Here is a 24,706-nt window from a genome sequence, read left to right as displayed (position 1 = left end):
CCCCCCCCCCCCCCACCCCCGTCCCCCCCCCCCCCCCCCCCCCCTCCCCCCCCCACCCCCGCTCCCACAGGGTTTATGGATTGGGCTTTAGGTCAGTAGTGATACCACTTCACCTCAAGCATGACTTCGGTCTCCGGTGTGGCAACGTGGCTGAACTCACGCTGTGCCGTCAGGCGCAAACCGAGGTTGCGCGACAACTCCCACTGCTGGTTCAGGCTCAGGCTGCGGCGTACCTCGCCGTTGGTGAAGTAATCGCCCTTGGCCTCGACGCTCAGATTGCCCAACGGGTTTTTCCACAGCACGCCGCTGTTGAAACCGGCGGCCGGCGTGACAAACCCGGCGAAGTCATTGTTGTGTTCGATCCGCACCGTACCGAGGGCAAAGCCGAGCGTGTCTTCGCCCAGTTGCCAGGTGCCGCCACCGCCGCCGTTGACGTGGCTGACCAGGTTTTCGTCATCATGCTTGCCGGGTACCCGCTCGAGGCCGCCGGTGACTTGCCACGACAGTGGCTGCAGCAACTCATTGCGCGGGGTCAGCGAGCGGATGGTTGCGAGATCCAGTTGCTGGAACTGCCATTGATTACCTTCGTATTGACGCAGCTTCATCTGCAGGATTTCGATCTGCGCGCCGAGGGGGAAGCTTTCGGCGTTGTCGTTGAGATCGTGATAGGCCATGCGCAAGCCGTACTCGCCGAAGGCACGATCGCCCCGGGTGCCGATGCCGGCCTGCCAGGTGCGCGATTCATGGCCGTCTTCGGGCAGGCCCGGTTGTGGAATCTGCAAGTCCGGCGCCGGGTTCTTGTTGATTGCCCGCAGCAGTTCGAAGCTGCGCTGCGCCCGTTGCGGATCACGTTCCTGACCGTTGGCCCGGTAGCGTTCCAGACGATACGCGGCGTCGATGATCAGCGCCTGGCGATCCCGGGGCAGGGCCTTGAACGTCGGGTCCTGCAACACCTGTTGATCGGCGCTGACCTTCAGCACCCATTGCTGTTCTTCCTTGTTCAACGGCTCGGCGCGGCTGAGCAGTTCACGCTCGCGTGACGGGCGATATTCGATACTTTCCACCAGCCCGGCCTCTTTCACCGCTTTGACCGTGTCGGTAGGGATGGCGGTCAGCGGGAATTGCTCGGTCAGGCGCAGGCTTGGGCGCGCCACCTGCAGCAGTTCGAGCAGGCGATAGGAGCAGTTTTCGTCGAAGAAGAAATAGTCGAACTGGATCTGCTTCAGCTCCCACACGTGCTCGACCATGCGTGCGGTTTCTTCTTGCGTCAGGTTCAGCCGGTATTCCCACAGGTCGCGGTTTTCCAGGCTGCGGTACTCGGAGAGTTTTTCCTGATACGGCACCAGCGCGAACAGCCCCGGGTAGCCACCCATCAAGCCTTTCCAGGCGTAGAGGATGCTGTTGTCCGAGCCTTCGATGTAGGCGCCGAAGTTGATCGCGTAACTCAGCAGCGACGTCTTGTCGGTCTGAACGTCGGCCTGGTCGATGCGCAACAGGGTATGGCCGAACATCGACGACGGGCTGTTGAGGTAGGCCGCTGGAAAAATCATCACCGCGCTGTGCGGCGAGACGTCCTTGAACCACTTCTTGAATTCGGCGCAATCGGGGGCGGGCAGGTCGGTCAGATTGAGTTGTGCTTTCAACCAGCGAGTGCGGGCCGGGTAGACGCATTGGGCGTGCTGCTCGCCGAGACTGGCCGGGGCGTATAGCGCTTGCACGGTAGCGGCCAGTTCATGGTCGGGGTGTTCGTTGCCATCGGGCGCGAGAAAGAACTTCTTGTCGCTGACATAGCTGCGCCAGCCGCCGAGCTTGGCGGTTTCGTAGTGACCGAGGGAAATCCAGAAGCGGTCGTTGGCCAGTTGCTGCAAACGTTGAGGGTCGACGTGAGGCGCGGCGGAGAGCGGGGCGCAGACACAGAGCGCCAGCCAGGCAAGGCGTTTGAGCATAGGTGGCAACTTAAGTCGAAAGAAAAACAAAGACCCCGGGCGTTAATACAGACAATTCAAACTGCACTAAACCTGTGGCGAGGGAGCTTGCTCCCGCTGGAGTGCGCAGCGCTCCCTTTTCTTGAAGATTGGGGCCGCTTCGCGCCCCAGCGGGAGCAAGCTCCCTCGCCACAGGGTTCAGCGCATGTCGCAACTGACCTGCATCGCTCAAAAAGGGCGGGCCATAAAAAACAAAACCCGCTTCCCGAAAGAAGCGGGTGGGGTCGAGCTTAAGCTTGAGTCGCGTACTTGGCCAGACGAGGGTCGTTTTTCAGTACGGCCAGAGTGTTGGTATGCACGTCTTCTGCGGTCACGTCAGCTTTGCTGAAGATCTGCTGGAAGTGCTCGTGAGTGACAGCCGCGAAGTGCGCACGGTCTTCCGGCGCCACGCCCAGTACCACGGCGTAGGTCGTCAGCGCTTCGCCGTTGCCCTTGGCCATGTCTTCGGACAGCTCGTTCATCATGCCATTCATGGCGAACCAGGATTTACCGCCGTAGGTCAGCGACGCGTTGGTCGAGCAACCGTTGGTGCCGGAAGTCATACCGAACGTAGCGTTACCGGAGGTGCCGTTGGTGGTGGATGCCAGGAAGTGTGCCGGGGTGCCACGCTGACCTTCGAACAGCATGTTGCCCCAACCGCAATCCGGACCGCCTGGCGCCTGAGCCATGGCGTTGAGGGAAACAACGGTGAAGAGAGTACCGAGAAGAATCCGTTTCATAGCTTTGTTCTCTTTGTGTGCATACCAATGGACAGGGTTCTGGCCCCCCAAGCGCTGTCTAGACAGACTCTTTTGAAGCCAGTGGGCCGGTTATTGTTCCAGCCGCGCAGTTTGGAGTTTAGGCACGTTCCTGTGGTTCCGTGATTTTTTGCTGATTATTCGTTGATGTCCCCGGTTTCACGGGGCCGGCTGCGGAGCAGGGCGCTTGTCTATGCTTTGTCGTGTGGCGCGCCTTGCCAGTGGGGTACGGGCAGCGCCAGAATGCCGCTATCTGCCCCGCCTGATTGTTAAGGAAGCCCGATGCCTGATCCTGTTGCTGCCAGCTTGCGTCTAGCGCCCGAAGCGCTGACCCGTCCGTTTTCCGCTGAACAGTTCAGCTTCACTACCACCAATGATCTGGAGCCCTTTCGCGGTGTGCTTGGCCAGGAACGTGCGGTCGAAGCCTTGCAGTTCGGTGTGGCCATGCCACGCCCCGGTTACAACGTCTTTGTCATGGGCGAACCCGGCACCGGCCGCTTCTCGTTCGTCAAACGCTACCTGAAGGCCGAAGGCAAACGCCTGCAGACCCCGGCGGACTGGGTCTACGTCAACAATTTCGATGAGCCGCGTGAACCTCGCGCACTGGAATTGCCTTCGGGCACCGCCGGCGCATTCATCGGCGACATCAACGGTCTGATCGACAACCTGCTGGCGACTTTCCCGGCGGTGTTCGAACACCCGTCCTACCAGCAAAAGAAAAGCGCCATCGACCGCGCCTTCAACCAGCGCTACGACAAGGCGCTGGACGTCATCGAGCGTCTGGCCCTGGAAAAAGACGTCGCCCTGTATCGCGACAGCAGCAACATCGCGTTCACCCCGATGCTTGAAGGCAAGGCGCTGGACGAGGCCGAGTTTTCGCAACTGCCGGAAGCCGAGCGCGAGCGCTTTCACGAGGACATTTCCGGCCTCGAAGAACGCCTGAACGAAGAACTCGCGAGCCTGCCGCAATGGAAGCGCGAGTCGAACAATCAGCTGCGCCAACTCAACGAAGAAACCATCACCCTGGCCTTGCAGCCTTTGCTCTCGCCGTTGTCCGAGAAGTACGCGGAGAACGCCGCGGTCTGCGGTTACCTGCAAGCGATGCAGGTGTATCTGCTGAAAACCGTGGTCGAGCAATTGGTCGACGACAGCAAGACCGACGCTGTGGCGCGCAAGCTGCTGGAGGAGCAATACGCGCCGAGCCTGGTGGTCGGGCATCCGCACAGTGGCGGTGCGCCGGTGGTGTTCGAGCCGCATCCGACCTACGAAAACCTGTTCGGCCGTATCGAATACACCACCGATCAGGGCGCGCTTTACACCACTTATCGTCAGTTGCGCCCAGGTGCATTGCATCGCGCCAACGGCGGCTTCCTGATCCTGGAAGCGGAAAAAATGCTCAGCGAGCCGTTCGTGTGGGATGCGCTGAAACGCGCCCTGCAATCGCGCAAGTTGAAAATGGAATCGCCGCTGGGCGAGATGGGCCGTTTCGCCACTGTGACCCTCAATCCGCAGCACATTCCGTTGCAGGTCAAAGTGGTGATCATCGGTGCGCGCCAGTTGTATTACACGCTGCAGGATCTGGATCCGGACTTCCAGGAGATGTTCCGGGTGCTGGTCGACTTCGACGAAGACATCCCGATGGTCGACGAAAGCCTGGAGCAATTCGCCCAGTTGCTGAAGACCCGTACCTCGGAAGAAGGCATGGCGCCGCTGACTGCCGATGCTGTCGCGCGTCTGGCCACTTACAGCGCGCGTCTGGCTGAGCATCAGGGACGTTTGTCGGCGCGGATCGGCGACCTGTTCCAGCTGGTCAGCGAGGCGGACTTCATTCGTCATCTGGCCGGCGATGAAATGACCGACGCCGGGCACATCGAACGTGCGCTGAAAGCCAAGGCAACCCGCACCGGTCGTGTCTCGGCGCGGATTCTCGACGATATGCTCGCCGGTATCATCCTGATTGACACCGATGGTGCGGCGGTCGGCAAGTGCAACGGGCTGACCGTGCTGGAAGTCGGTGATTCGGCGTTCGGTGTGCCAGCGCGGATTTCCGCCACGGTGTATCCGGGCGGCAGCGGCATCGTCGACATCGAGCGTGAGGTCAATCTCGGCCAGCCGATCCACTCCAAGGGCGTGATGATCCTCACCGGGTATCTGGGCAGTCGTTACGCTCAGGAATTCCCGTTGGCGATTTCCGCAAGCATCGCGCTGGAACAATCCTACGGTTATGTCGATGGCGACAGCGCGTCGCTGGGCGAGGCTTGCACGCTGATTTCAGCGTTGTCGAAAACTCCGCTCAAGCAATGTTTTGCGATCACCGGTTCGATCAACCAGTTCGGCGAAGTGCAGGCGGTCGGCGGGGTCAACGAGAAGATCGAAGGCTTCTTCCGTCTCTGCGAGGCGCGCGGGCTGACCGGCGAGCAGGGCGCGATCATTCCGCAGGCCAACGTCGCTACGCTGATGCTCGACGAGAAGGTGCTGGCGGCGGTACGTGCCGGGCAGTTCCACGTGTACGCGGTGCGTCAGGCTGACGAAGCGCTGAGCCTGTTGGTCGGCGAGCCGGCCGGTGAGCCGGACGCCGAAGGCCAGTTCCCGGAGGGCAGCGTCAACGCCCGCGTGGTCGAGCGTCTGCGGGTGATTGCCGAGATGATCAGCGAAGATGACCTGAAAGAGGCCGAGAAGGAACTGGCGCAGGAGGCGTTGGCAGAGGCTAAACCAGCCTGAACGCTGACCTGGTAAATATTGTGGGAGGGGGCTTGCTCCCGAAGGCGGTGTATCAATCAACTAATGTGTCGATTGATACACCGCCTTCGGGAGCAAGCCCCCTCCCACAGTTGTTTTCAAATTGGATTTTGCGGTGATCATCGGGAAAAGTGCCACTACTCTGACGTCAGAATTCACACAATGACCATTCGGCGCCTTCTGGTTCTATCCGGCTTGCTTGGCGGACTTTTCTTCTATTCTCAGCTCAAGGACATCGACAGTATCACTGGATCGAAACAGCCTTCGCGTGAAGGCTGAATACAGGCTTTACCGAGGGTCGCCGCCATGTCGCGCAACCTCTGCCTCACCCGTCAATGCCTGGGTCTTGTGACCCGCATCGAATGCGTCATCAAGCCGTTGGCCGGCGATACCGGCATGTGGACGCTGCTCTTCGCTGCCGGCATGGCCGGCGAACAACCTTCCGCCATCAAGGCCCAGGGTCCGTTTCACGGGCCGGTCGCCGCCGAGTCGATTCTCGACACCATTGTTGAAAGCCTGACGATGCACGGCTACGAACTGGCCGACGATCCGCAGATCTGGAGCCTGCACCTGCAAGCACAGCTGCGCCAGATCAACGGTGGGCGTGGGCGTACGGTCGGCGTGTTCGACCATTAGGCGCCATCATGGCGCAGTGTCGGGCAGTTGCGCCTTGTCGAGCTTGACCTCAAAGCCGTATTGCACGGTATTGAGTTCGGTTCGCTGATAGGTCTCCACGTGCGTTGGACGGCCATAGAAGTAATGCACGCCGAACAGCGCCGGACCTTGTGCGCTCGCGTCGTGACTGACCGACAGAATCTGTTTCAGGTAGTTGCCACTGTCATCTTTGACGAAGAATCGCCAGGCGTTGGCCGGGAACAGTTTCAGGTCTACCACCAGCATGTTGTTCTTGATCTCCAGGCCTTTGGGCAAGGACTTCGCGTCGTAGGTTTTTTTGTCCACGCTGGCGAGAAACAATGGCATCGAGCCCACGGCAATCGCCGGGGTTTCCGGAAACAGATTCAAATCGTAAGTGATGGTCGCTTGCAGCGGATCGACCTGGTACGCCTCGGGCGGCAGTTCGATCGGTTCATCGAGTTTGCCGCTGCGTTTCTCGGTGAAGAACGTCACCGGGCTGTCGCCCGGGCTGAAGTCATCGCCGAGCAATTCATCGTTGAAGGTGCGTCGGTGGGAGAACTCGATGCGTGCAGCGCTCGGGTCTTCCGTGGACTGATGGATGCGGATGCCGGCCTTCAACGCTTCCTCGGTGAGGCGCGCGCCCTTGAGCCAGTTCGGCGCCAGATCGTCATACACCACCACCCCCGGGTCCAGCGGCTGGATGGCCTTTTCCGTGGTGTGCTGACTGAAGGTGCGCACCGGTAGATCCAGGGCTTTGCGAGTCACGGTCGCCGATGAGAAGTCGAGCACGCTGATTTCCAGAGTGTCGATAGGGCCGTTGAAGTAGATCTTGTTGTAACGCCGTGGGTGTTGCTGCTCGAAGGCATGCTGTTCGTTCTCGAGCTGTTTTTCCAGACCTTCGCTCCAGGTTTTCTGTTGTTGCAGGTACGCCAATTGTTTTTCGTAGAAGGCAACCTGTGCCGGACTTTCATTGATTGAGCCGGCGCGCTCCAGGTATTGCCCGCTGGTGTCGCGAGCCTGAACGATCACTGGATTGAGCTGTGCCCCCTCAACCTCGGGAGCCAGTGGCAGGCTGTTGCTGACTTCGATTTCGGCGTAGTTCTTTTCCAGCTTCAGCAGGGTGACGCTGAGGTTATCGTCGGTGCGGGTCTGGCCGACATCCTTCTGGTTCAGGTTGAAGCTGAACAAGCGTCGCGGCGCAATCACTTCCACTTTGCCTTGCAGGCTCACCGGCTGCGGCTGGCTCTTCCTGTCCACGTCCAGACCCTCGATGAACGGGTAGGTCACGGTCAGGTCTTCGGGGTTGGTGACGTTGGAACTGGACGGGCTCAGCTGAATGCCGGGATCGGTTTCCGACCACTCCTGCTGATAGGCAATCACGCGTTTGTTGCTCAGCGTGACTGACTGCCATTCCACACCATGCGGGAACAGGAAGCCGCCGGGAATGTTCAGGTTGAAGGGGAACACCGGTTGCAGGTCGGTGAGGTAGTCGGAGCTGGCATCCTTGTGCAGCACGAACAGGCCATTGATGAACGTATCGACCAGCGCCTGCGGTGAAGGGTAATGCTTGAGGACGCCGAGAATGTCTTCGCCGTACACGGTTTTCAGCGGTGCGCCGTCAAGTTTGAGCTGCGCGCGTTCGAGCAACAGCAACGATCCGCCGAGCTCGGTCACGGCCTCCTTGAGCTTCGGGTCGGCGATGGCGTCCAGTGAATGTTCGAACGATGCCGTCTTTGCTTCGAGGCTGACCGATGGTTTTTTCTCATCACCCGGAGAGCAGCCTCCCAGCAGCAGAGCGAGGCAAATTCCGGCAGTCTTAAACGGCAATCGCACATCCATTTCCAGTCGTCCTGTCCACTTTCGCTAGGCGGTCAATGGTTTGGACAGTAGCAGAAAAAAAATCACCTACACACGCAGGTTGCAGTGAGTGGAGGTGCGAGCCGGGCGGTTTCTGGCTGTCACAGGGGGCTGGTATACTCGCCTCCGATTACAACCCCCCCCCTTGTGTGAGATTCAATGGAACGCTTTTTCGAAAACGCAATGTACGCCTCGCGCTGGCTGCTGGCGCCGATCTATTTCGGCCTGTCCCTCGGGCTGCTGGCGCTGGCACTGAAATTTTTCCAGGAAGTCTTCCACGTCATCCCCAACGTGTTCTCGATGGCCGAATCGGATCTGATCCTGGTGCTGCTGTCGCTGATCGACATGGCGCTGGTTGGCGGCCTGCTGGTGATGGTGATGATTTCCGGCTATGAAAACTTCGTCTCGCAGCTGGACATCGACGACAACAAGGAAAAGCTCAACTGGCTGGGCACCATGGACTCTTCGTCGCTGAAGATGAAAGTGGCGGCATCGATCGTGGCGATTTCTTCGATCCATCTGCTGCGCATCTTCATGGACGCCAAGAACGTCGATCCCGAGCACCTGATGTGGTACGTGATCATCCACATGACCTTCGTGATCTCGGCGTTCGCCATGGGTTACCTGGACAAGGTCACCAAGCACTGATCATTGATTGATCGCTGCAAAAACACCGCCCGTCTGTTGCGAAACAGACGGGCGGTGTCGTTTGTGGCTTGTGCTTTGGTGCGTCCGGGCATATCCCTGTAGAGGTCTTGGCTCGCCACTGTGTGAGGTGCGTTCATGAACCTGCAAGAGTTGAATGCGTTTGCCATCGCCAGGAAGGTCGATGAGCTGAACCTGATCTCCATGGAGGGCGGGCTTTATCTGCTCGAGGCGCGGATGCATGGGGCGGCGTATCCGCTGAGTGATCCCAAGGGCAACATGCTGATGCTGCGTTCGGTGGAGCATGCGCGGGATGTGTTGCACAACTTTCCGGTGCTGCCGTTCAACCTCGTACACACCTTGGTGCACGATGAAATGTGCGGACTGGTCGTCAGTGCCGATGAAAGCCTGAAAGTACCGCTGGCCTGGCGCTCGGCCCTGTAGGCCTTGCGCGCCATCGCTGGGCATCTGTGCTAGTCTGCTCGCCCTTTTGGTTCCGGGCGCGCCGGGACGCGCTGTGCACGCACGGCAAGTCTGATGGCCGTCCGCACAGCGGAGCAGTGTCATGTCCGAAGTAAATCTGTCCACCGACGAAACTCGCGTCAGCTACGGCATCGGCCGTCAGCTGGGTGACCAGCTGCGCGACAACCCGCCACCGGGTGTCAGCCTGGACGCCATCCTGGCCGGTCTGACCGACGCATTCGCCGGCAAGCCAAGCCGTGTCGATCAGGAAGCCATGTCCGCCAGCTTCAAGGTGATCCGCGAGATCATGCAAGCCGAAGCCGCCGCCAAAGCTGAAGCCGCTGCCGGCGAAGGCCGTGCTTTCCTGGCTGAAAACGCCAAGAAAGAAGGCATCACCACGCTGGCTTCCGGTCTGCAATTCGAAGTGCTGACCCAGGGTGAAGGCGCCAAGCCATCCCGTGAAGACACCGTGCGTACTCACTACCACGGCATGCTGATCGACGGCACCGTGTTTGACAGCTCCTACGATCGTGGCCAGCCAGCAGAATTCCCGGTTGGCGGCGTGATCGCTGGCTGGACCGAAGCTCTGCAACTGATGAATGCCGGCAGCAAATGGCGCCTGTACGTACCGAGCGAACTGGCTTACGGCGCTCAAGGCGTTGGCAGCATCCCGCCGCACAGCGTTCTGGTATTCGACGTCGAGCTGCTGGACGTTCTGTAAGACCTGGCCTGCCTACAAGGCGGGCTAATGTAGGAGTGAGCCTGTCGCGATGGCGTCTGTTCAGTCGACTACTCAGTTGCCTGATATCCCGCTATCGCGAGCAGGCTCACTCCTACAGTTTTTTGGGGCTTCATATTTCGATCTTGTGATGCAGCTCATTGGTCGGGCGCAACGCCCGGGCATAGCAGAACAGGAACAGATTGCGCACCAGCTCCTTGAGCACCAGCGGTTCGCTGGAATTCAGGCTGCTGACGTCCAGATCACCCTGATCCTGCAGCTCATGCAGGGCTTCTTCTTCCAGTACCGCACAGACTTCTCCGGTTTCCCGATGCAGGATCCTGAGGTATGGGTGTGGGCGATCCAGCCAGGCGTCGATCAAATAAGTCATGGGTCTCATCTCCTTGAAAGGTTTCAATGAGAATAATTCTTATTCGTCAAATAGCAAGTGCCTATTGGCGGAATGCGATTTTTTCCGGGTAAAGATTGCGTAAGGTCAACACGGCTGGCGTCTGGCTATCACGCGAGAATGCAGGAGAGGAGAGCGGGGAGGGCGATTCACCATCCCGCGGCGGGCGCGGGATGGCTGACAGAAGGATCAGACCTTTCTGACGAACTCGGACTTGAGCTTCATCGGGCCGATGCCGTCGATCTTGCAGTCGATGTCATGGTCGCCATCGCACAGGCGGATGTTCTTGACCTTGGTGCCGACCTTGACCACCAGCGAAGTGCCTTTGACCTTGAGATCCTTGATCACGGTGATGGTGTCGCCGTCCTGCAGCACGTTGCCCACCGAATCTTTCTTCACGGCATCATCGGACGCCACTTCGGCTTCGCCATTGGCCGACCACTCGTGGGCGCACTCGGGGCAGATCAGTTGGGCACCGTCTTCGTAGGTGTATTCGGAATTGCATTTCGGGCAGGGTGGCAACGTGCTCACTAAGGCTCCTTGATAGAGGATCGCTAAAAGTCGCACATTGTATAGGGTTTTACGCGCAGGAGGGCATAGCGCAGAAACAACTGTGGGAGCGGGCTTGCTCGCGAATGCGGTGTGTCATCAAACATTAATGTTGAATGACAGGTTGCTTTCGCGAGCGAGCCCGCTCCCACAGAAGGCAGATCAGTGCGTGCGGGCGACCGCAAACTCGCTCAGCTCTACCAGTGCATCGCGGTATTCGCTGGCTGGCAGCGCGTCGAGGCATTTGATCGCACGGGCCACGTAGTCGCGGGCCAGTTGCGCGGTGTATTCCAGCGAACCCGAGGCTTCCACGGCGATGCGGATGCTTTCGAGGTCTTCGATTCCGCCTTTCTGGATTGCCTGGCGTACCAGTGCAGCCTGTTCCGGCGTGCCTTCACGCATGGTGTAGATCAGCGGCAGGGTCGGCTTGCCTTCGGCCAGATCGTCACCGACGTTCTTGCCCAGGGTCTCGGCGTCGCCCTTGTAGTCCAGCAGGTCGTCGACCAGTTGGAACGCCACGCCCAGGTGATCACCGAAGGTGCGCAGGGCTTCGCTCTGCTCGGCGGTGGCACCGGCCAGTGCGGCAGCGCTGTGGGTCGAGGCTTCGAAGAGCATCGCGGTCTTGCCGCGGATGACCTCCATGTAGGTTTCTTCGGTAGTGCTGGCGTCGCGTACCTTGGACAGCTGCAATACTTCGCCTTCGGCGATGATGCGCGTGGCCTGGGACAGGATCTTCATCACCGGCATCGAACCCAGCTCGACCATCATTTCGAACGAGCGCGAGTACAGGAAGTCGCCGACCAGCACGCTCGGGGCGTTGCCCCACATGGCGTTGGCGGTCGAGCGGCCACGGCGCATGCCGGACATGTCGACCACGTCGTCATGCAGCAGGGTCGCGGTGTGCAGGAATTCGATGGTGGCGGCCAGCAGACGCATGTCGTCGCCTTCGCGACCCAGGGCCTTGCCGCACAGCAGCACCAATAAAGGACGCAGGCGTTTGCCGCCGGCCGAGGTGATGTAATCGCCGATTTTCGATACCAGCGGCACACGGGAAGTCAGCTGCTTCTTGATGATGCCGTCGACGGCGTTAAAATCGTCCGCCACCGCGCGGTAGAAAGCTTGGGGTTGCATCAGCGACAGTTGCTCCAGAAGGGTTGCGCGGCATGCTAGGACCCACACCGGGGCCTGTCAAGGCGCGATGGACGGCCACTTGCGTGACTCTCGCGGCTTGCGTACAATCGCGCACCCTGAACTTCCTGGGCAGCACCTGCCTTACGCAATTGCACTTGGGCCGTTCCAGCCCCATGCAGCCATGCCAGCCAATACCTCTTCTTATAAAGAGCTGGGTGAGCAGGATTATCGGAGAAATACCATGTACGCAGTAATCGTTACCGGCGGTAAGCAATACAAGGTCGCTGAAGGTGAATACCTGAAGATCGAAAAACTGGAAGTCGCTACTGGCGAATCCGTGACTTTTGACCGCGTTCTGCTGGTCGCCAATGGCGACGACGTGAACATCGGCGCACCTGTTGTTGCTGGCGCAACCGTCAAGGCTGAAGTGATCTCCCAAGGTCGTCACGATAAAGTCCGCATCATCAAGTTCCGTCGCCGTAAGCACCACATGAAGCGTATGGGCCACCGCCAGTGGTTCACCGAGATCAAAATCACCGGTATTCAGGCTTAATTACAGCCTAATTCCTCACTAGGAGAATTGAACTCATGGCACACAAAAAAGCTGGTGGTAGTACCCGTAACGGTCGCGACTCAGAAGCCAAACGCCTTGGCGTGAAGATGTATGGCGGCCAGGTCATCAAGGCCGGCAACATCATCGTGCGTCAGCGCGGCACCCAATTCCACGCTGGCTACGGCGTTGGCATGGGTAAAGATCACACTCTCTTCGCGAAAATCGAAGGCGTGATCAAGTTTGAAGTAAAAGGCGCCTTCGGTCGTCGTTACGTGAGCGTTGTCGCGGCTTAATCGCGAGATCGCTGGAAGAGCCCTGTCTTGCGACGGGGCTTTTTCGTTTGTGGGGTGAGTCTCTTGCAAAACTGTTTGTATGGGCTGTCGGCGTGCGATGCAGGTCGTGGTTTGGGGTCGCTGCGCTCATTTTTGCAAGAGTCTTATGTCTTGATTGTTTTTCGGCTCGTCCGTATGGCGAGAGGCGTTGAGTTATGAAGTTTGTAGACGAAGTATCGATCCGCGTAAAAGCTGGTGACGGCGGCAATGGCTGCATGAGTTTCCGTCGGGAAAAATTCATTGAAAACGGCGGCCCGAACGGCGGTGATGGCGGTGACGGCGGTTCCATCTACATGATGGCCGACGAAAACCTCAACACCCTGGTCGACTACCGTTACACCCGGCACTTCGATGCCGAACGTGGCTCCAACGGCGGCAGCACCGATTGCACCGGCAAGAAGGGTGAAGACCTGATTCTGCGCGTGCCGGTCGGTACCACCGTGATCGACTCGGCCACCCAGGAAGTGATTGGCGACCTGACCAAGGCCGGCCAGAAACTGATGGTGGTGCAGGGCGGTTGGCACGGTCTGGGCAACACCCGTTTCAAATCCAGTACCAACCGTGCGCCGCGCCAGACCACTCCGGGTAAGCCGGGTGAGCAGCGCGACCTGAAACTGGAAATGAAAGTGCTGGCTGACGTCGGTCTGCTGGGCTTGCCGAATGCCGGTAAAAGTACCTTTATCCGTTCGGTTTCGGCGGCCAAGCCGAAAGTCGCCGACTACCCGTTCACCACGCTGGTGCCGAACCTGGGTGTGGTCAGCGTTGATCGCTGGAAAAGCTTCGTCATCGCCGACATTCCGGGGCTGATCGAAGGTGCTTCCGACGGTGCCGGCCTGGGCATTCGCTTCCTCAAGCACTTGGCGCGTACGCGTCTGTTGCTGCACCTCGTCGACATGGCGCCGCTGGATGACACCAGTGCACCGGACGCGGCTGAAGTGATCGTCAACGAACTGGTCAAATTCAGTCCGTCGCTGGCCGAGCGTGATCGCTGGCTGGTGCTGAACAAATGCGACCAGATCCTTGAAGAAGAGCACGAAGAGCGCGTCAAGGAAATCGTTGATCGCCTGCAGTGGGAAGGTCCGGTCTACGTGATCTCGGCCATCGCCAAAGAAGGCACCGAGCGCCTGACGCGCGACATCATGCGTTATCTGGAAGATCGTGCCGATCGTCTGGCCAACGACCCTGCGTACAAGGAAGAACTGGCTGATCTCGATCAGCGCATCGAAGACGAAGCCCGTGCGCAGTTGCAGGCGCTGGATGACAAGCGTGCCCTGCGTCGCAGCGGCGTGAAGTCGGTCCATGACATCGGCGACGATGACTGGGACGAAGAAGATGTGGATGATGAAGATGGTCCGGAAATCATTTACGTGCGGGACTGATTCGTTGCAGTAAACTTAAGCGCCGCTCAATCGAGCGGCGTTTTAGTATCTGGAAATCGATCGTTGGTCACCAATAGCCACGATTAACGTCACGGGCAGCGCTGGGTCGCGCGGCCCTCAAGCTAAGGTTGAAGATGATGCGGAGCAAAGTGACAGGTGCGCAGCGTTGGGTCGTGAAGATCGGCAGCGCTTTGCTGACGGCGGACGGCAAGGGGCTGGATCGCAAGGCAATGGGTGTCTGGGTCGAGCAGATGGTCGCCCTGCATGAGGCGGGTGTCGAGCTGGTGCTGGTGTCCTCCGGCGCAGTGGCTGCCGGCATGAGCCGCCTGGGCTGGACCGCACGACCCAGTGCGATGCACGAGCTCCAGGCCGCTGCTGCAATCGGCCAGATGGGCTTGGTGCAGGCCTGGGAATCGAGCTTCGCCGAGCATGGCCGGCACACCGCGCAGATTCTCCTGACTCACGACGACCTGTCCGACCGCAAGCGCTACCTGAACGCCCGCAGCACCTTGCGCGCACTGGTCGAGCTGAAAGTCATCCCGGTGATCAACGAAAACGACACGGTGGTCACCGACGAGATCCGTTTCGGCGACAACGATACGCTGGCGGCGCTGGTGGCCAATCTGGTCGAGGCCGATCTGCTGGTGATCCTCACCGATCGCGACGGCATGTTCGACGCCGATCCGCGCAACAACCCCGATGCGCAGCTGATTTACGAAGCGCGCGCCGATGATCCGACGCTTGATGCGGTGGCGGGCGGTACTGGTGGCGCGCTGGGACGTGGCGGCATGCAGACCAAACTGCGTGCGGCGCGGCTGGCGGCGCGCTCCGGGGCGCACACGATCATCGTCGGTGGGCGTCTGGAGCGAGTGCTCGATCGCCTGAAGGCTGGCGAGCGCATCGGTACGCTGCTGTCGCCTGAGCGCGGCATGCTGGCGGCGCGCAAGCAGTGGCTGGCCGGGCATTTGCAGACTCGCGGCACGCTGGTGCTCGACGAAGGTGCGGTGTCGGCATTGTCGCAGGGCAACAAGAGTCTGCTGCCGGTCGGCGTGAAACTGGTTCAGGGTAGTTTCCGTCGCGGCGAGATGGTGGTTTGCGTGGCGCCGGACGGTCGTGAAATTGCCCGTGGTTTGGCCAACTATAGTGCTCTAGAGGCGCAAAAAATCATTGGTCAGTCGTCGGACGCGATTGTCGGCGTGCTGGGCTACATGGCTGAGCCGGAACTGGTTCACCGTGACAACCTGATTCTGGTCTGAGGAAAAGCGCGATGCGTATGGCAAAAGGATTGTTGGGTCTGCTGATGGCGTTGCCACTGCTGGCCTCGGCCGAGGAAATCGGTCAGGTGTCGACGGTATTCAAGTTTGTCGGTCCGAATGACCGGATTGTGGTCGAGGCTTTCGATGATCCGAAAGTCGATGGCGTGACCTGCTACCTGTCCCGCGCCAAGACGGGTGGGGTAAAGGGTGGTTTGGGTCTGGCCGAGGATCGTGCCGAGGCGTCGATTGCCTGTCGTCAGGTTGGTCCGATCAAGTTCAAGGGTGAACTGAAGGATGGCGACGAGGTATTCAAGGAGCGCACGTCGCTGGTGTTCAAGACCATGCAGGTGGTGCGTTTCCTCGACAAGAAGCGCAATACGCTGGTGTACCTGGTCTACAGCGATCGCGTGATCGAAGGTAGCCCGCAAAATGCGGTGACGGCGATTCCGATCGTGCCGTGGGTTCCGGTTCAGCAATAACACCGCAAATCCACAATGTGGGAGCGGGCTTGCTCGCGAAGAGGTCGTGTCAGTCGCTAGAGATGTCGGCTGACAGATTGCATTCGCGAGCAAGCCCGCTCCCACTTTTTTATGTGCGGGATTCACCAAATCGCAGGCAATAAAAAACCGACCCTAAGGTCGGTTTTTTAATGACTACGTCGATTAAGCAGCTTCTTTCAGTGCCTTGACGTGGCCATTCAGACGGCTCTTATGACGAGCAGCCTTGTTCTTGTGGATGATGCCTTTATCGGCCATACGGTCGATAACTGGCACAGCCAGAACGTATGCAGCTTGAGCTTTTTCAGCGTCTTTTGCGTCGATGGCTTTAACTACATTCTTGATGTAGGTACGAACCATGGAACGCAGGCTGGCGTTGTGGCTGCGACGCTTCTCAGCCTGTTTTGCACGTTTTTTGGCGGAAGGTGAGTTGGCCACCGTCGAGCTCCTCGAAAGACTTTTTAGGAAATAGCAAACAAAATAGGCCGCGAATCATGCCGATGAGTTGAAGTCTTGTCAAGGGCGCTTGAAACGTTCCGCTAAGTGGTAGGTGTAAAGAGGCGGGATATTTATTTCCGGCGCTTGACCTGTAAACTCGCGAGCTTTGGCTCTGTGCTGTTGCGGCGCGGAGTATCGCACAAGTGGGCGCATTGTTCGCCTGCTGTTTATCGACAGGCACTAATTCCCTCAATGAATCTGCTCAAATCGTTGGCCGCTGTCAGCTCTATCACGATGCTTTCCCGGATTCTGGGGTTCGTCCGTGACACGCTCATCGCTCGCACATTCGGCGCCGGAATGGCGACGGACGCCTTCTTCATCGCCTTCAAATTGCCCAACCTGCTGCGGCGAATCTTCGCCGAGGGCGCGTTTTCCCAAGCCTTCGTACCGATTCTGGCGGAATACAAAAGTCAGCAGGGCGAAGAGGCGACCCGCACCTTCATTGCTTATGTCTCGGGCCTGCTGACCCTGGTGCTGGCGCTGGTCACAGCGCTGGGCATGATTGCCGCGCCGTGGGTGATCTGGGCCACCGCGCCGGGATTTGCCGATACGCCAGAAAAATTCCAGCTCACCTCCGATCTGCTGCGGGTGACGTTCCCTTATATATTGCTGATCTCCCTGTCCTCGCTGGCCGGGGCAATCCTCAATACCTGGAACCGCTTTTCGGTGCCGGCCTTCGTGCCGACCCTTCTCAACGTCAGCATGATCGTGTTTTCGCTGTTCCTGACGCCGTATTTCGATCCGCCGGTGATGGCCCTGGGCTGGGCAGTGCTGGTGGGTGGTCTGGCGCAGTTGCTCTATCAACTGCCGCACCTGAAGAAAATCGGCATGCTGGTGCTGCCGCGCCTGAATCTGCGTGATACCGGTGTCTGGCGGGTGATGAAGCAGATGCTGCCGGCGATCATCGGTGTCTCGGTCAGCCAGATTTCGCTGATCATCAACACCATTTTCGCCTCGTTCCTGGTGGCCGGTTCGGTGTCGTGGATGTATTACGCCGACCGTTTGATGGAATTGCCGTCCGGCGTGCTCGGCGTGGCATTGGGCACCATTTTGCTGCCGACGCTGGCCAAGACCTATGCGAGCAAGGATCGTCACGAATACTCGCGGATCCTCGACTGGGGCCTGCGCCTGTGCTTCGTGCTGGTGCTGCCATGTGCGCTGGCGCTGGGGATTCTTGCCGAGCCACTGACCGTGTCGCTGTTCCAGTACGGCCAGTTCAGCGCGTTTGATGCGTCCATGACCCAGCGTGCGCTGATTGCCTATTCTGTCGGACTGCTCGGGATTATCGTGATCAAAGTGCTGGCGCCGGGCTTTTACGCGCAACAGAACATCCGCACTCCGGTAAAAATCGCAATCTTCACCCTGATCGTCACTCAACTGTTCAACCTGGTGTTGATCGGCCCGTTGGCTCACGCCGGTCTGGCGCTGGCAATCAGTGCCGGTGCCTGCCTCAATGCCGGGCTGCTGTTCTATCAACTGCGCAAGCAAAAGATGTATCAGCCGCAACCGGGCTGGTACCTGTTCGGCTTCAAACTGGTGGTGGCGGTGGCGGTGATGTCGGCGGTGTTGCTGCTCGGTATGCATTTCATGCCGGCCTGGGATCAGGGGCACATGCTGGAGCGCTTCCTGCGACTGGGTGCGCTGGTGATTGCCGGTGTGGTGGCGTATTTCGGTATGTTGCTGCTGCTCGGTTTCCGCCTGCGTGACTTCAATCGCAAGGCTTTGAGCTGAGGTTTTAGCCTTTATAAACGGGCGCGGGCCGGCAGTTTTGTCGGCTCGATCACTTTGCGTTACGGTGTTGCCTGTCGTCGACCGTCGGGTGTGGTTATAATCGACCACTTTATGAGCAAGAAGCGCGTTATGCAGCTGGTTCGAGGCCTCCACAACTTGCGCCCCCAGCATCGGGGCTGCGTCGCCACTATTGGCAACTTTGACGGTGTTCACCGTGGTCACCAGGCTATCCTGGCCCGTCTGCGTGAGCGTGCGCTGGAGTTGGGCGTACCCAGCTGCGTGGTGATTTTCGAACCGCAGCCACGGGAATTCTTCGCCCCGGAGACCGCGCCGGCCCGTCTGGCCCGCTTGCGTGACAAGCTGCAACTGCTGGCCGCCGAAGGCGTCGACCGGGTGCTGTGCTTGGCGTTCAACCAGCGCCTGAGCAAGCTCAGCGCCAGTGAATTTGTCGATACCATCCTGGTGGACGGTCTCGGCGTGCAGCATCTGGAGGTCGGTGACGATTTCCGCTTCGGCTGCGACCGCCTCGGCGATTTCGATTTCCTGCTGCAGGCCGGGCAGGTTCACGGTTTTACCGTGGAAGCCGCGCAAACCGTCGAGCTGGACGGCATTCGCGTCAGCAGCACCCAAGTGCGCAACGCGTTGGCCGCCGCCGATTTTGCCTTGGCCGAACGCTTGCTTGGCCGCCCGTACCGGATCGCCGGTCGCGTGCTGCACGGTCAGAAACTGGCCCGGCAACTGGGTACGCCCACTGCCAATATTCAACTCAAGCGTCGTCGCGTGCCATTCACCGGGGTTTATCTGGTGGATGTGGACATCGACGGCAAGACCTGGCCCGGCGTCGCCAATATCGGCGTGCGGCCTACGGTCCAAGGTGATGGCAAAGCCCACCTTGAAGTTCATCTACTGGATTTTGCCGGCGATCTGTATGACCGGCGTCTGACGGTGGTTTTCCACCAAAAGCTGCGTGAAGAGCAGCGTTTTGCCTCTCTGGAGGCACTGAAAACGGCGATCAACGCGGATGTCGCCGCCGCCCGTGCACTAGCCGCACCTAGCGCCCATCGCTAATGAAGAGCCTTAAATGACCGACTATAAAGCCACGCTAAACCTTCCGGACACCGCCTTCCCAATGAAGGCCGGCCTGCCACAGCGCGAACCGCAGATCCTGCAGCGCTGGGACAGTATTGGCCTGTACGGAAAGTTGCGCGAGATTGGCAAGGATCGTCCGAAGTTCGTCCTGCACGACGGCCCTCCGTACGCCAACGGCACGATCCACATCGGTCATGCGCTGAACAAGATTCTCAAGGACATGATCATCCGCTCGAAAACCCTGTCGGGTTTCGACGCGCCGTATGTTCCTGGTTGGGACTGCCACGGCCTGCCGATCGAGCACAAGGTTGAAGTGACCCACGGCAAGAACCTGGGCGCGGACAAGACCCGCGAGCTGTGCCGTGCCTACGCCACCGAGCAGATCGAAGGGCAGAAGACCGAGTTCATCCGCCTCGGCGTGCTGGGCGACTTCGCCAACCCGTACAAGACCATGGACTTCAAGAACGAGGCCGGTGAAATCCGCGCCCTCGCCGAAATCGTCAAGGGCGGTTTCGTGTTCAAAGGCCTGAAGCCGGTGAACTGGTGCTTCGACTGTGGTTCGGCGCTGGCCGAAGCCGAAGTCGAGTACGAGAACAAGAAGTCCTCGACCATCGACGTGGCTTTCCCGATCGCTGACGAGGCCAAACTGGCTGCCGCGTTCGGTCTGCCGTCGCTGAGCAAGCCTGCCTCGATCGTGATCTGGACCACCACCCCGTGGACCATCCCGGCCAACCAGGCACTGAACGTGCACCCGGAATTCAACTACGCCCTAGTCGATATCGGCGACAAGCTGCTGGTCCTGGCTGAAGAGCTGGTTGAATCCTGCCTGTCGCGTTACGGCGTTGAAGGCACCGTACTGGCCACCGCGCCGGGTTCGGCGCTGGAACTGATCAACTTCCGTCACCCGTTCTACGACCGTCTGTCGCCGGTGTACCTGGCCGACTACGTTGAGCTCGGCGCCGGCACCGGTGTGGTTCACTCCGCCCCGGCCTACGGCGTGGACGACTTCGTGACCTGCAAGAAATACGGCATGGTCAACGACGAGATCCTCAACCCGGTGCAAAGCAACGGTGTGTACGTGCCGTCGCTGGAGTTCTTCGGCGGCCAGTTCATCTGGAAGGCCAACCCGGCCATCGTCGAAAAACTGACCGAAGTCGGTGCGCTGATGCACACCACCGTCATCGAACACAGCTACATGCACTGCTGGCGCCACAAGACCCCGCTGATCTATCGCGCCACCGCGCAGTGGTTCATCGGCATGGACAAAGAGCCGGTCAGCGGCGACACCCTGCGCGTGCGCTCGCTCAAAGCCATCGAAGAGACCAAGTTCGTTCCGGCCTGGGGCCAGGCGCGCCTGCACTCGATGATCGCCAACCGTCCGGACTGGTGCATCTCCCGTCAGCGTAACTGGGGTGTGCCGATCCCGTTCTTCCTCAACAAGGAAAGCGGCGAGCTGCACCCACGCACCGTCGAACTGATGGAAGAAGTCGCCAAGCGCGTTGAAGTCGAAGGCATCGAAGCCTGGTTCAAACTCGACGCCGCCGAACTGCTGGGCGATGAAGCGCCGCTGTACGACAAGATCAGCGACACCCTCGACGTCTGGTTCGACTCGGGCACCACCCACTGGCACGTATTGCGTGGTTCGCACCCGATGGGCCACGAGACCGGCCCACGCGCCGACCTGTACCTGGAAGGTTCCGACCAGCACCGCGGCTGGTTCCATTCGTCGCTGTTGACCGGTTGCGCCATCGACAACCACGCGCCGTACCGCGAACTGCTGACCCACGGCTTCACCGTCGACGAGTCCGGCCGCAAGATGTCCAAGTCGCTGGGCAACGTGATCGCACCGCAGAAAGTCAACGACACCCTGGGCGCCGACATCATGCGTCTGTGGGTCGCGTCGACCGACTACTCCGGCGAAATGGCCGTGTCCGAGCAGATCCTGCAACGCAGCGCGGACGCCTATCGTCGCATCCGTAACACCGCGCGTTTCCTGCTTTCCAACCTGACCGGTTTCAACCCGGCCACCGACCTGCTGCCGGCTGAAGACATGCTCGCACTGGATCGCTGGGCGGTGGATCGCACCCTGCTGCTGCAGCGCGAGCTGCAGGAGCACTACGGCGAGTACCGTTTCTGGAACGTCTACTCGAAGATCCACAACTTCTGCGTGCAGGAGCTGGGTGGTTTCTACCTCGACATCATCAAGGACCGCCAGTACACCACCGGCGCCGACAGCAAGGCCCGTCGCTCGTGCCAGACCGCGCTGTTCCACATCTCCGAAGCGCTGGTGCGCTGGATCGCACCGATCCTCGCGTTTACTGCCGACGAGCTGTGGCAGTACCTGCCGGGCGAGCGCAACGAATCGGTGATGCTCAACACCTGGTACGAAGGTCTGACCGAGCTGCCGGAAGGCTTCGAGCTGGGTCGCGCCTACTGGGATCGCATCATGGAAGTGAAGGTGGCGGTCAACAAAGAGATGGAAATCCAGCGCGCGGCCAAAGCCGTCGGTGGCAACCTGCAAGCCGAAGTGACGCTGTTCGCCGAAGACGCGCTGAGCGCCGACCTGGCCAAGCTGAGCAACGAGCTGCGCTTTGTCCTGATCACCTCGACCGCCAGCGTGGCGCCTTTCGTTCAGGCACCTGCGGACGCGGTCGCCACCGAAGTCAGCGGCCTGAAACTGAAGATCGTCAAATCGGCCTTCCCGAAGTGCGCCCGTTGCTGGCACTGCCGTGAAGACGTCGGCGTGAACCCGGAGCATCCGGAAATCTGCGGTCGTTGCGTCGACAACATCAGCGGCGCCGGCGAGGTTCGTCACTATGCCTAATGCCGTTGGCCGTTTCGGACGGTTGAGCTGGCTCTGGTTGAGTTTGCTGGTTCTGGTCATCGACCAGGCCAGCAAGTTCTACTTCGAAAACAAGCTCGAAATGTTCCAGCAGATCGTGATCATTCCCGATTACTTCAGCTGGACGCTGGCCTACAACACCGGCGCTGCCTTCAGCTTCCTGGCTGACAGCTCCGGCTGGCAGCGCTGGCTGTTCGCCCTGATCGCGATTGTGGTCAGTGCGGTGCTGGTGGTCTGGCTCAAACGCCTGGGCCGCAACGAAACCTGGCTGGCCGTCGCTTTGGCGCTGGTGCTGGGTGGCGCGCTGGGCAATCTGTATGACCGCATCGCCCTGGGCCATGTGATCGACTTCATTCTGGTGCACTGGCAGAACCGCTGGTACTTCCCGGCGTTCAACTTCGCCGACAGCGCCATCACCGTCGGTGCGGTGATGCTGGCACTGGACATGTTCAAAAGTAAGAAAACCGGAGAAGCCGTTCATGACTGAACAGGTATTGGCTGAGCAACGCATCGGCCAGAACACGGAAGTCACTTTGCACTTTGCATTGCGCCTGGAGAACGGCGATACGGTCGACAGCACGTTCGACAAGGCCCCGGCGACCTTCAAGGTCGGCGACGGCAACCTGCTGCCGGGTTTCGAAGCGGCATTGTTCGGCTTCAAGGCCGGCGACAAGCGTACGCTGACCGTCGAGCCGGAAAACGCTTTCGGCCAGCCGAACCCGCAAAACGTACAGATCATCCCGCGCTCGCAGTTTGCCGACATGGAACTGTCACCGGGTCTGCTGGTGATCTTCAACGATGCGGCCAATACTGAGCTGCCGGGTGTGGTGAAAGAATTCGACGACGCGCAAGTGACCGTCGACTTCAACCACCCGCTGGCGGGCAAAACGCTGACCTTTGACGTAGAGATCATCTCCGTCAAAGCGATCTGAGTAACACCTCAGAACATTGTGGGAGCGGGCTTGCTCGCGAATGCTGACTGACATTCAACATAGAAGTTGTCTGACACACTGCTTTCGCGAGCAAGCCCGCTCCCACATTGGATTTTTGCTGGATTTGAGCAATGTGCTCGATCAGCAGGACGTAAATTTATTTCGCGCGCAAGACACGAGGCACAGCATGCAAATCAAACTCGCCAACCCCCGTGGCTTCTGCGCCGGCGTGGACCGGGCGATCGAAATCGTCAACCGCGCCCTGGAAGTCTTCGGGCCGCCGATCTACGTGCGTCATGAAGTGGTGCACAACAAGTTTGTGGTCGAGGACCTGCGCAGTCGTGGCGCGATCTTCGTCGAGGAACTGGATCAGGTGCCGGACGACGTCATCGTGATCTTCAGTGCCCACGGCGTTTCTCAGGCCGTGCGTAGCGAAGCCGCCGGTCGTGGCCTGAAAGTATTCGACGCCACCTGTCCGCTGGTTACCAAGGTACACATCGAAGTCGCCAAATACAGCCGCGACGGCCGTGAGTGCATCCTGATCGGCCACGCCGGTCACCCTGAAGTCGAAGGCACCATGGGCCAGTACGACGGCAGCAATGGCGGCGCGATCTACCTCGTCGAAGACGAAAAAGACGTGGCCGAACTGCAGGTGCGTAATCCGGAAAAACTGGCGTTCGTGACCCAGACCACCCTGTCGATGGACGATACCAGCCGCGTGATCGATGCCCTGCGCACACGTTTCCCGGCCATCGGTGGCCCGCGCAAGGACGACATCTGCTACGCCACGCAAAACCGTCAGGATGCGGTCAAGCAACTGGCCGACGAGTGCGACGTAGTGTTGGTGGTGGGCAGCCCGAACAGCTCCAACTCCAACCGCCTGCGTGAACTGGCCGAACGCATGGCCACGCCGGCCTACCTGATCGACGGCGCCGAAGACCTGCAGAAGAGCTGGTTCGAGGGTGTCGAGCGCATCGGCATCACCGCTGGTGCCTCCGCACCGGAAGTGTTGGTTCGCGGTGTCATCCAGCAGTTGCAAGCCTGGGGCGCGACGGGTGCCGATGAACTGGCCGGTCGCGAAGAGAACATCACCTTCTCGATGCCGAAAGAGCTGCGCGTCCGTTCGATCTGACGCTCTTCGCCTTCAGGCACAGCGCCTGCTCAGCCTTTGCGCTGGTCAGGCGCACCCGACCGGTTGCGGCCAGCACCACTTGGAGCTGGCTGACCGGCTCCTGTGCCGAGCAGAGATGTAACGTCCCTGCCTGAAATGCCCGCCCGGGCATCAGCGGTTGTCCCAGACTGCTGAAGCGCACATAACGACTGACCAGCCAATTGCCGACGATCGGTATTCGCCCGTCACTCGCGTGCTCCAGCAGCAGTGGATTGCTGCTGTCCAGCGGCCCCTTGCCGCTGATATCCAGAATGATCCGCCAGCCCTGACTCCAGTCGCCATTGATGCCATGGATCACCACGCTCTGATTGCGGGTGATGGCCTGTGTGCGGGCGTTGCGAATGCCCTCGAGCAGCGACCGGGCCGCCTGGTCGCGATGAGTCGATTCAGTGAAGGCCGCGAAGGCCGGGCTGACCAGCGACAGAACAATTGCGCCAATCGCCAGTCCCATAAGCAATTCAATCAGACTGAAACCCTGTTGCGGCATGCCGACTCCCTCCGTGGAGCATGAAGCCCGGCGCAATCCTTTTCGCCGGGCAGGGCAAATCAACCGACGCA

24 protein-coding genes are annotated in these 24,706 nt (G+C 59.8%); 16 read left to right on the top strand and 8 right to left on the bottom strand.

Annotation, left to right across the window (positions count from 1 at the left end; translation table 11 throughout):
• Positions 1-92: 92 nt before the first annotated feature.
• Positions 93-1,946 (bottom strand): Lnb N-terminal periplasmic domain-containing protein, encoded by a 1,854-nt coding sequence (locus AC27VU_RS23525; protein WP_488725017.1) that lies wholly within the window; start codon positions 1,944-1,946, stop codon positions 93-95.
• Between the two features lie 269 nt (positions 1,947-2,215).
• The gene (locus tag AC27VU_RS23520; RefSeq protein ID WP_003228382.1) at positions 2,216-2,704 is read right to left on the bottom strand and encodes a DUF3015 domain-containing protein; all 489 of its coding nucleotides are present in this window, start codon (positions 2,702-2,704) and stop codon (positions 2,216-2,218) included.
• A gap of 300 nt (positions 2,705-3,004) precedes the next feature.
• On the opposite strand from AC27VU_RS23520, the gene AC27VU_RS23515 reads away from it, so the two are divergent.
• Both AC27VU_RS23515 and AC27VU_RS23510 read left to right on the top strand, forming a co-directional pair.
• Positions 3,005-5,443, top strand: a complete 2,439-nt coding sequence (locus AC27VU_RS23515; RefSeq protein WP_103520288.1) for a Lon protease family protein — start codon at positions 3,005-3,007, stop codon at positions 5,441-5,443.
• Positions 5,444-5,767: 324 nt separating this feature from the next.
• Positions 5,768-6,097, top strand: a complete 330-nt coding sequence (locus AC27VU_RS23510; RefSeq protein ID WP_003228378.1) for a PA4575 family protein — start codon at positions 5,768-5,770, stop codon at positions 6,095-6,097.
• Between the two features lie 6 nt (positions 6,098-6,103).
• Here the strand turns inward: AC27VU_RS23510 and AC27VU_RS23505 are convergent, their stop codons facing one another.
• Positions 6,104-7,936 (bottom strand): hypothetical protein, encoded by a 1,833-nt coding sequence (locus tag AC27VU_RS23505; RefSeq protein WP_488725016.1) that lies wholly within the window; start codon positions 7,934-7,936, stop codon positions 6,104-6,106.
• Positions 7,937-8,113: 177 nt separating this feature from the next.
• On the opposite strand from AC27VU_RS23505, the gene AC27VU_RS23500 reads away from it, so the two are divergent.
• From AC27VU_RS23500 to bamJ, 3 genes are all read left to right on the top strand, one after another.
• Positions 8,114-8,602 (top strand): TIGR00645 family protein, encoded by a 489-nt coding sequence (locus tag AC27VU_RS23500; protein ID WP_003228371.1) that lies wholly within the window; start codon positions 8,114-8,116, stop codon positions 8,600-8,602.
• A gap of 135 nt (positions 8,603-8,737) precedes the next feature.
• Positions 8,738-9,043, top strand: a complete 306-nt coding sequence (locus AC27VU_RS23495; protein ID WP_003228369.1) for a DUF6482 family protein — start codon at positions 8,738-8,740, stop codon at positions 9,041-9,043.
• Between the two features lie 121 nt (positions 9,044-9,164).
• Entirely contained in the window at positions 9,165-9,782 is a 618-nt protein-coding gene (bamJ, locus tag AC27VU_RS23490; protein WP_003228367.1) for a BamJ family beta-barrel-assembly machinery protein, read from the top strand.
• Between the two features lie 130 nt (positions 9,783-9,912).
• Here bamJ and AC27VU_RS23485 read toward each other — a convergent pair whose 3' ends face one another.
• The 3 genes from AC27VU_RS23485 to AC27VU_RS23475 all read right to left on the bottom strand — a co-directional run bounded on the left by AC27VU_RS23485 (position 9,913) and on the right by AC27VU_RS23475 (position 11,868).
• Positions 9,913-10,170 carry a PA4570 family protein gene (locus AC27VU_RS23485; RefSeq protein ID WP_003228365.1) on the bottom strand — a complete coding sequence of 86 codons (258 nt, stop codon included), beginning with the start codon at positions 10,168-10,170 and terminating at the stop codon, positions 9,913-9,915.
• 207 nt (positions 10,171-10,377) lie between these two features.
• Positions 10,378-10,719, bottom strand: a complete 342-nt coding sequence (locus AC27VU_RS23480) for a zinc ribbon domain-containing protein YjdM (protein ID WP_003228364.1) — start codon at positions 10,717-10,719, stop codon at positions 10,378-10,380.
• A gap of 180 nt (positions 10,720-10,899) precedes the next feature.
• Positions 10,900-11,868, bottom strand: a complete 969-nt coding sequence (locus AC27VU_RS23475) for a polyprenyl synthetase family protein (RefSeq protein ID WP_003228362.1) — start codon at positions 11,866-11,868, stop codon at positions 10,900-10,902.
• Between the two features lie 241 nt (positions 11,869-12,109).
• On the opposite strand from AC27VU_RS23475, the gene rplU reads away from it, so the two are divergent.
• The 5 genes from rplU (at position 12,110) to AC27VU_RS23450 (ending at position 15,867) form a co-directional block, all read left to right on the top strand.
• Positions 12,110-12,421 (top strand): 50S ribosomal protein L21, encoded by a 312-nt coding sequence (gene rplU, locus AC27VU_RS23470; protein ID WP_003228361.1) that lies wholly within the window; start codon positions 12,110-12,112, stop codon positions 12,419-12,421.
• 35 nt (positions 12,422-12,456) lie between these two features.
• Positions 12,457-12,714 carry a 50S ribosomal protein L27 gene (rpmA, locus tag AC27VU_RS23465; RefSeq protein ID WP_003228360.1) on the top strand — a complete coding sequence of 86 codons (258 nt, stop codon included), beginning with the start codon at positions 12,457-12,459 and terminating at the stop codon, positions 12,712-12,714.
• Positions 12,715-12,908: 194 nt separating this feature from the next.
• Complete coding sequence (cgtA, locus tag AC27VU_RS23460) at positions 12,909-14,132, top strand: Obg family GTPase CgtA (protein WP_003228358.1); 1,224 nt, start codon at positions 12,909-12,911, stop codon at positions 14,130-14,132.
• 137 nt (positions 14,133-14,269) lie between these two features.
• On the top strand, positions 14,270-15,388 hold the full coding sequence (gene proB / locus AC27VU_RS23455; protein WP_064589259.1) for a glutamate 5-kinase: 1,119 nt from the start codon (positions 14,270-14,272) through the stop codon (positions 15,386-15,388).
• An 11-nt stretch (positions 15,389-15,399) separates the two neighbouring features.
• Entirely contained in the window at positions 15,400-15,867 is a 468-nt protein-coding gene (locus AC27VU_RS23450) for a CreA family protein (protein ID WP_003228353.1), read from the top strand.
• A 183-nt stretch (positions 15,868-16,050) separates the two neighbouring features.
• Here AC27VU_RS23450 and rpsT read toward each other — a convergent pair whose 3' ends face one another.
• The gene (gene rpsT, locus AC27VU_RS23445) at positions 16,051-16,323 is read right to left on the bottom strand and encodes a 30S ribosomal protein S20 (protein WP_003228351.1); all 273 of its coding nucleotides are present in this window, start codon (positions 16,321-16,323) and stop codon (positions 16,051-16,053) included.
• A gap of 252 nt (positions 16,324-16,575) precedes the next feature.
• Between rpsT and murJ the strand changes: the two genes are divergently transcribed.
• The 6 genes from murJ (at position 16,576) to ispH (ending at position 24,109) form a co-directional block, all read left to right on the top strand.
• Complete coding sequence (murJ, locus tag AC27VU_RS23440; RefSeq protein WP_103485413.1) at positions 16,576-18,114, top strand: murein biosynthesis integral membrane protein MurJ; 1,539 nt, start codon at positions 16,576-16,578, stop codon at positions 18,112-18,114.
• A 129-nt stretch (positions 18,115-18,243) separates the two neighbouring features.
• A complete protein-coding gene (gene ribF / locus AC27VU_RS23435) occupies positions 18,244-19,182 on the top strand; it encodes a bifunctional riboflavin kinase/FAD synthetase (protein ID WP_003228347.1) in 939 nt (312 codons plus the stop codon).
• A 13-nt stretch (positions 19,183-19,195) separates the two neighbouring features.
• Entirely contained in the window at positions 19,196-22,027 is a 2,832-nt protein-coding gene (ileS, locus tag AC27VU_RS23430) for an isoleucine--tRNA ligase (RefSeq protein WP_226501101.1), read from the top strand.
• Entirely contained in the window at positions 22,020-22,532 is a 513-nt protein-coding gene (lspA, locus tag AC27VU_RS23425; RefSeq protein WP_003228341.1) for a signal peptidase II, read from the top strand. The genes ileS and lspA overlap by 8 nt, the downstream gene beginning before the upstream one ends.
• Positions 22,533-22,539: 7 nt before the next feature.
• Positions 22,540-22,977, top strand: coding sequence for an FKBP-type peptidyl-prolyl cis-trans isomerase (gene fkpB, locus AC27VU_RS23420; protein WP_198286829.1), 438 nt, complete (start codon positions 22,540-22,542; stop codon positions 22,975-22,977).
• Positions 22,978-23,164: 187 nt separating this feature from the next.
• Positions 23,165-24,109, top strand: coding sequence for a 4-hydroxy-3-methylbut-2-enyl diphosphate reductase (gene ispH / locus AC27VU_RS23415; RefSeq protein ID WP_003228337.1), 945 nt, complete (start codon positions 23,165-23,167; stop codon positions 24,107-24,109).
• Here ispH and AC27VU_RS23410 read toward each other — a convergent pair.
• Positions 24,066-24,635: a GspH/FimT family pseudopilin gene (locus AC27VU_RS23410; RefSeq protein ID WP_400497758.1), complete on the bottom strand. Its 570-nt coding sequence runs from the start codon at positions 24,633-24,635 to the stop codon at positions 24,066-24,068. The two genes, ispH and AC27VU_RS23410, sit on opposite strands and share 44 nt — an antisense overlap.
• Positions 24,636-24,706 lie beyond the last annotated feature (71 nt).

Source organism: Pseudomonas sp. 14P5.3.2 (genome assembly GCF_057799175.1).
Note: the sequence above shows the minus strand (reverse complement) of the source record. Positions and strands in the feature narration are given on the sequence as shown.

Bases quoted from the DNA above. Each gene is read 5' to 3' on its own strand.
- AC27VU_RS23520 (WP_003228382.1), bottom strand. From the start codon at position 2,704: ATGAAACGGATTCTTCTCGGTACTCTCTTCACCGTTGTTTCCCTCAAC.
- AC27VU_RS23505 (WP_488725016.1), bottom strand. From the start codon at position 7,936: ATGGATGTGCGATTGCCGTTTAAGACTGCCGGAATTTGCCTCGCTCTG.
- rplU (WP_003228361.1), top strand. From the start codon at position 12,110: ATGTACGCAGTAATCGTTACCGGCGGTAAGCAATACAAGGTCGCTGAA.
- AC27VU_RS23475 (WP_003228362.1), bottom strand. From the start codon at position 11,868: ATGCAACCCCAAGCTTTCTACCGCGCGGTGGCGGACGATTTTAACGCC.
- murJ (WP_103485413.1), top strand. From the start codon at position 16,576: ATGAATCTGCTCAAATCGTTGGCCGCTGTCAGCTCTATCACGATGCTT.
- AC27VU_RS23500 (WP_003228371.1), top strand. From the start codon at position 8,114: ATGGAACGCTTTTTCGAAAACGCAATGTACGCCTCGCGCTGGCTGCTG.
- cgtA (WP_003228358.1), top strand. From the start codon at position 12,909: ATGAAGTTTGTAGACGAAGTATCGATCCGCGTAAAAGCTGGTGACGGC.
- AC27VU_RS23515 (WP_103520288.1), top strand. From the start codon at position 3,005: ATGCCTGATCCTGTTGCTGCCAGCTTGCGTCTAGCGCCCGAAGCGCTG.
- AC27VU_RS23495 (WP_003228369.1), top strand. From the start codon at position 8,738: ATGAACCTGCAAGAGTTGAATGCGTTTGCCATCGCCAGGAAGGTCGAT.
- ispH (WP_003228337.1), top strand. From the start codon at position 23,165: ATGCAAATCAAACTCGCCAACCCCCGTGGCTTCTGCGCCGGCGTGGAC.
- ileS (WP_226501101.1), top strand. From the start codon at position 19,196: ATGACCGACTATAAAGCCACGCTAAACCTTCCGGACACCGCCTTCCCA.
- AC27VU_RS23410 (WP_400497758.1), bottom strand. From the start codon at position 24,635: ATGCCGCAACAGGGTTTCAGTCTGATTGAATTGCTTATGGGACTGGCG.
- AC27VU_RS23485 (WP_003228365.1), bottom strand. From the start codon at position 10,170: ATGACTTATTTGATCGACGCCTGGCTGGATCGCCCACACCCATACCTC.
- bamJ (WP_003228367.1), top strand. From the start codon at position 9,165: ATGTCCGAAGTAAATCTGTCCACCGACGAAACTCGCGTCAGCTACGGC.
- AC27VU_RS23525 (WP_488725017.1), bottom strand. From the start codon at position 1,946: ATGCTCAAACGCCTTGCCTGGCTGGCGCTCTGTGTCTGCGCCCCGCTC.
- proB (WP_064589259.1), top strand. From the start codon at position 14,270: ATGCGGAGCAAAGTGACAGGTGCGCAGCGTTGGGTCGTGAAGATCGGC.
- rpmA (WP_003228360.1), top strand. From the start codon at position 12,457: ATGGCACACAAAAAAGCTGGTGGTAGTACCCGTAACGGTCGCGACTCA.
- AC27VU_RS23450 (WP_003228353.1), top strand. From the start codon at position 15,400: ATGCGTATGGCAAAAGGATTGTTGGGTCTGCTGATGGCGTTGCCACTG.
- lspA (WP_003228341.1), top strand. From the start codon at position 22,020: ATGCCTAATGCCGTTGGCCGTTTCGGACGGTTGAGCTGGCTCTGGTTG.
- ribF (WP_003228347.1), top strand. From the start codon at position 18,244: ATGCAGCTGGTTCGAGGCCTCCACAACTTGCGCCCCCAGCATCGGGGC.
- AC27VU_RS23510 (WP_003228378.1), top strand. From the start codon at position 5,768: ATGTCGCGCAACCTCTGCCTCACCCGTCAATGCCTGGGTCTTGTGACC.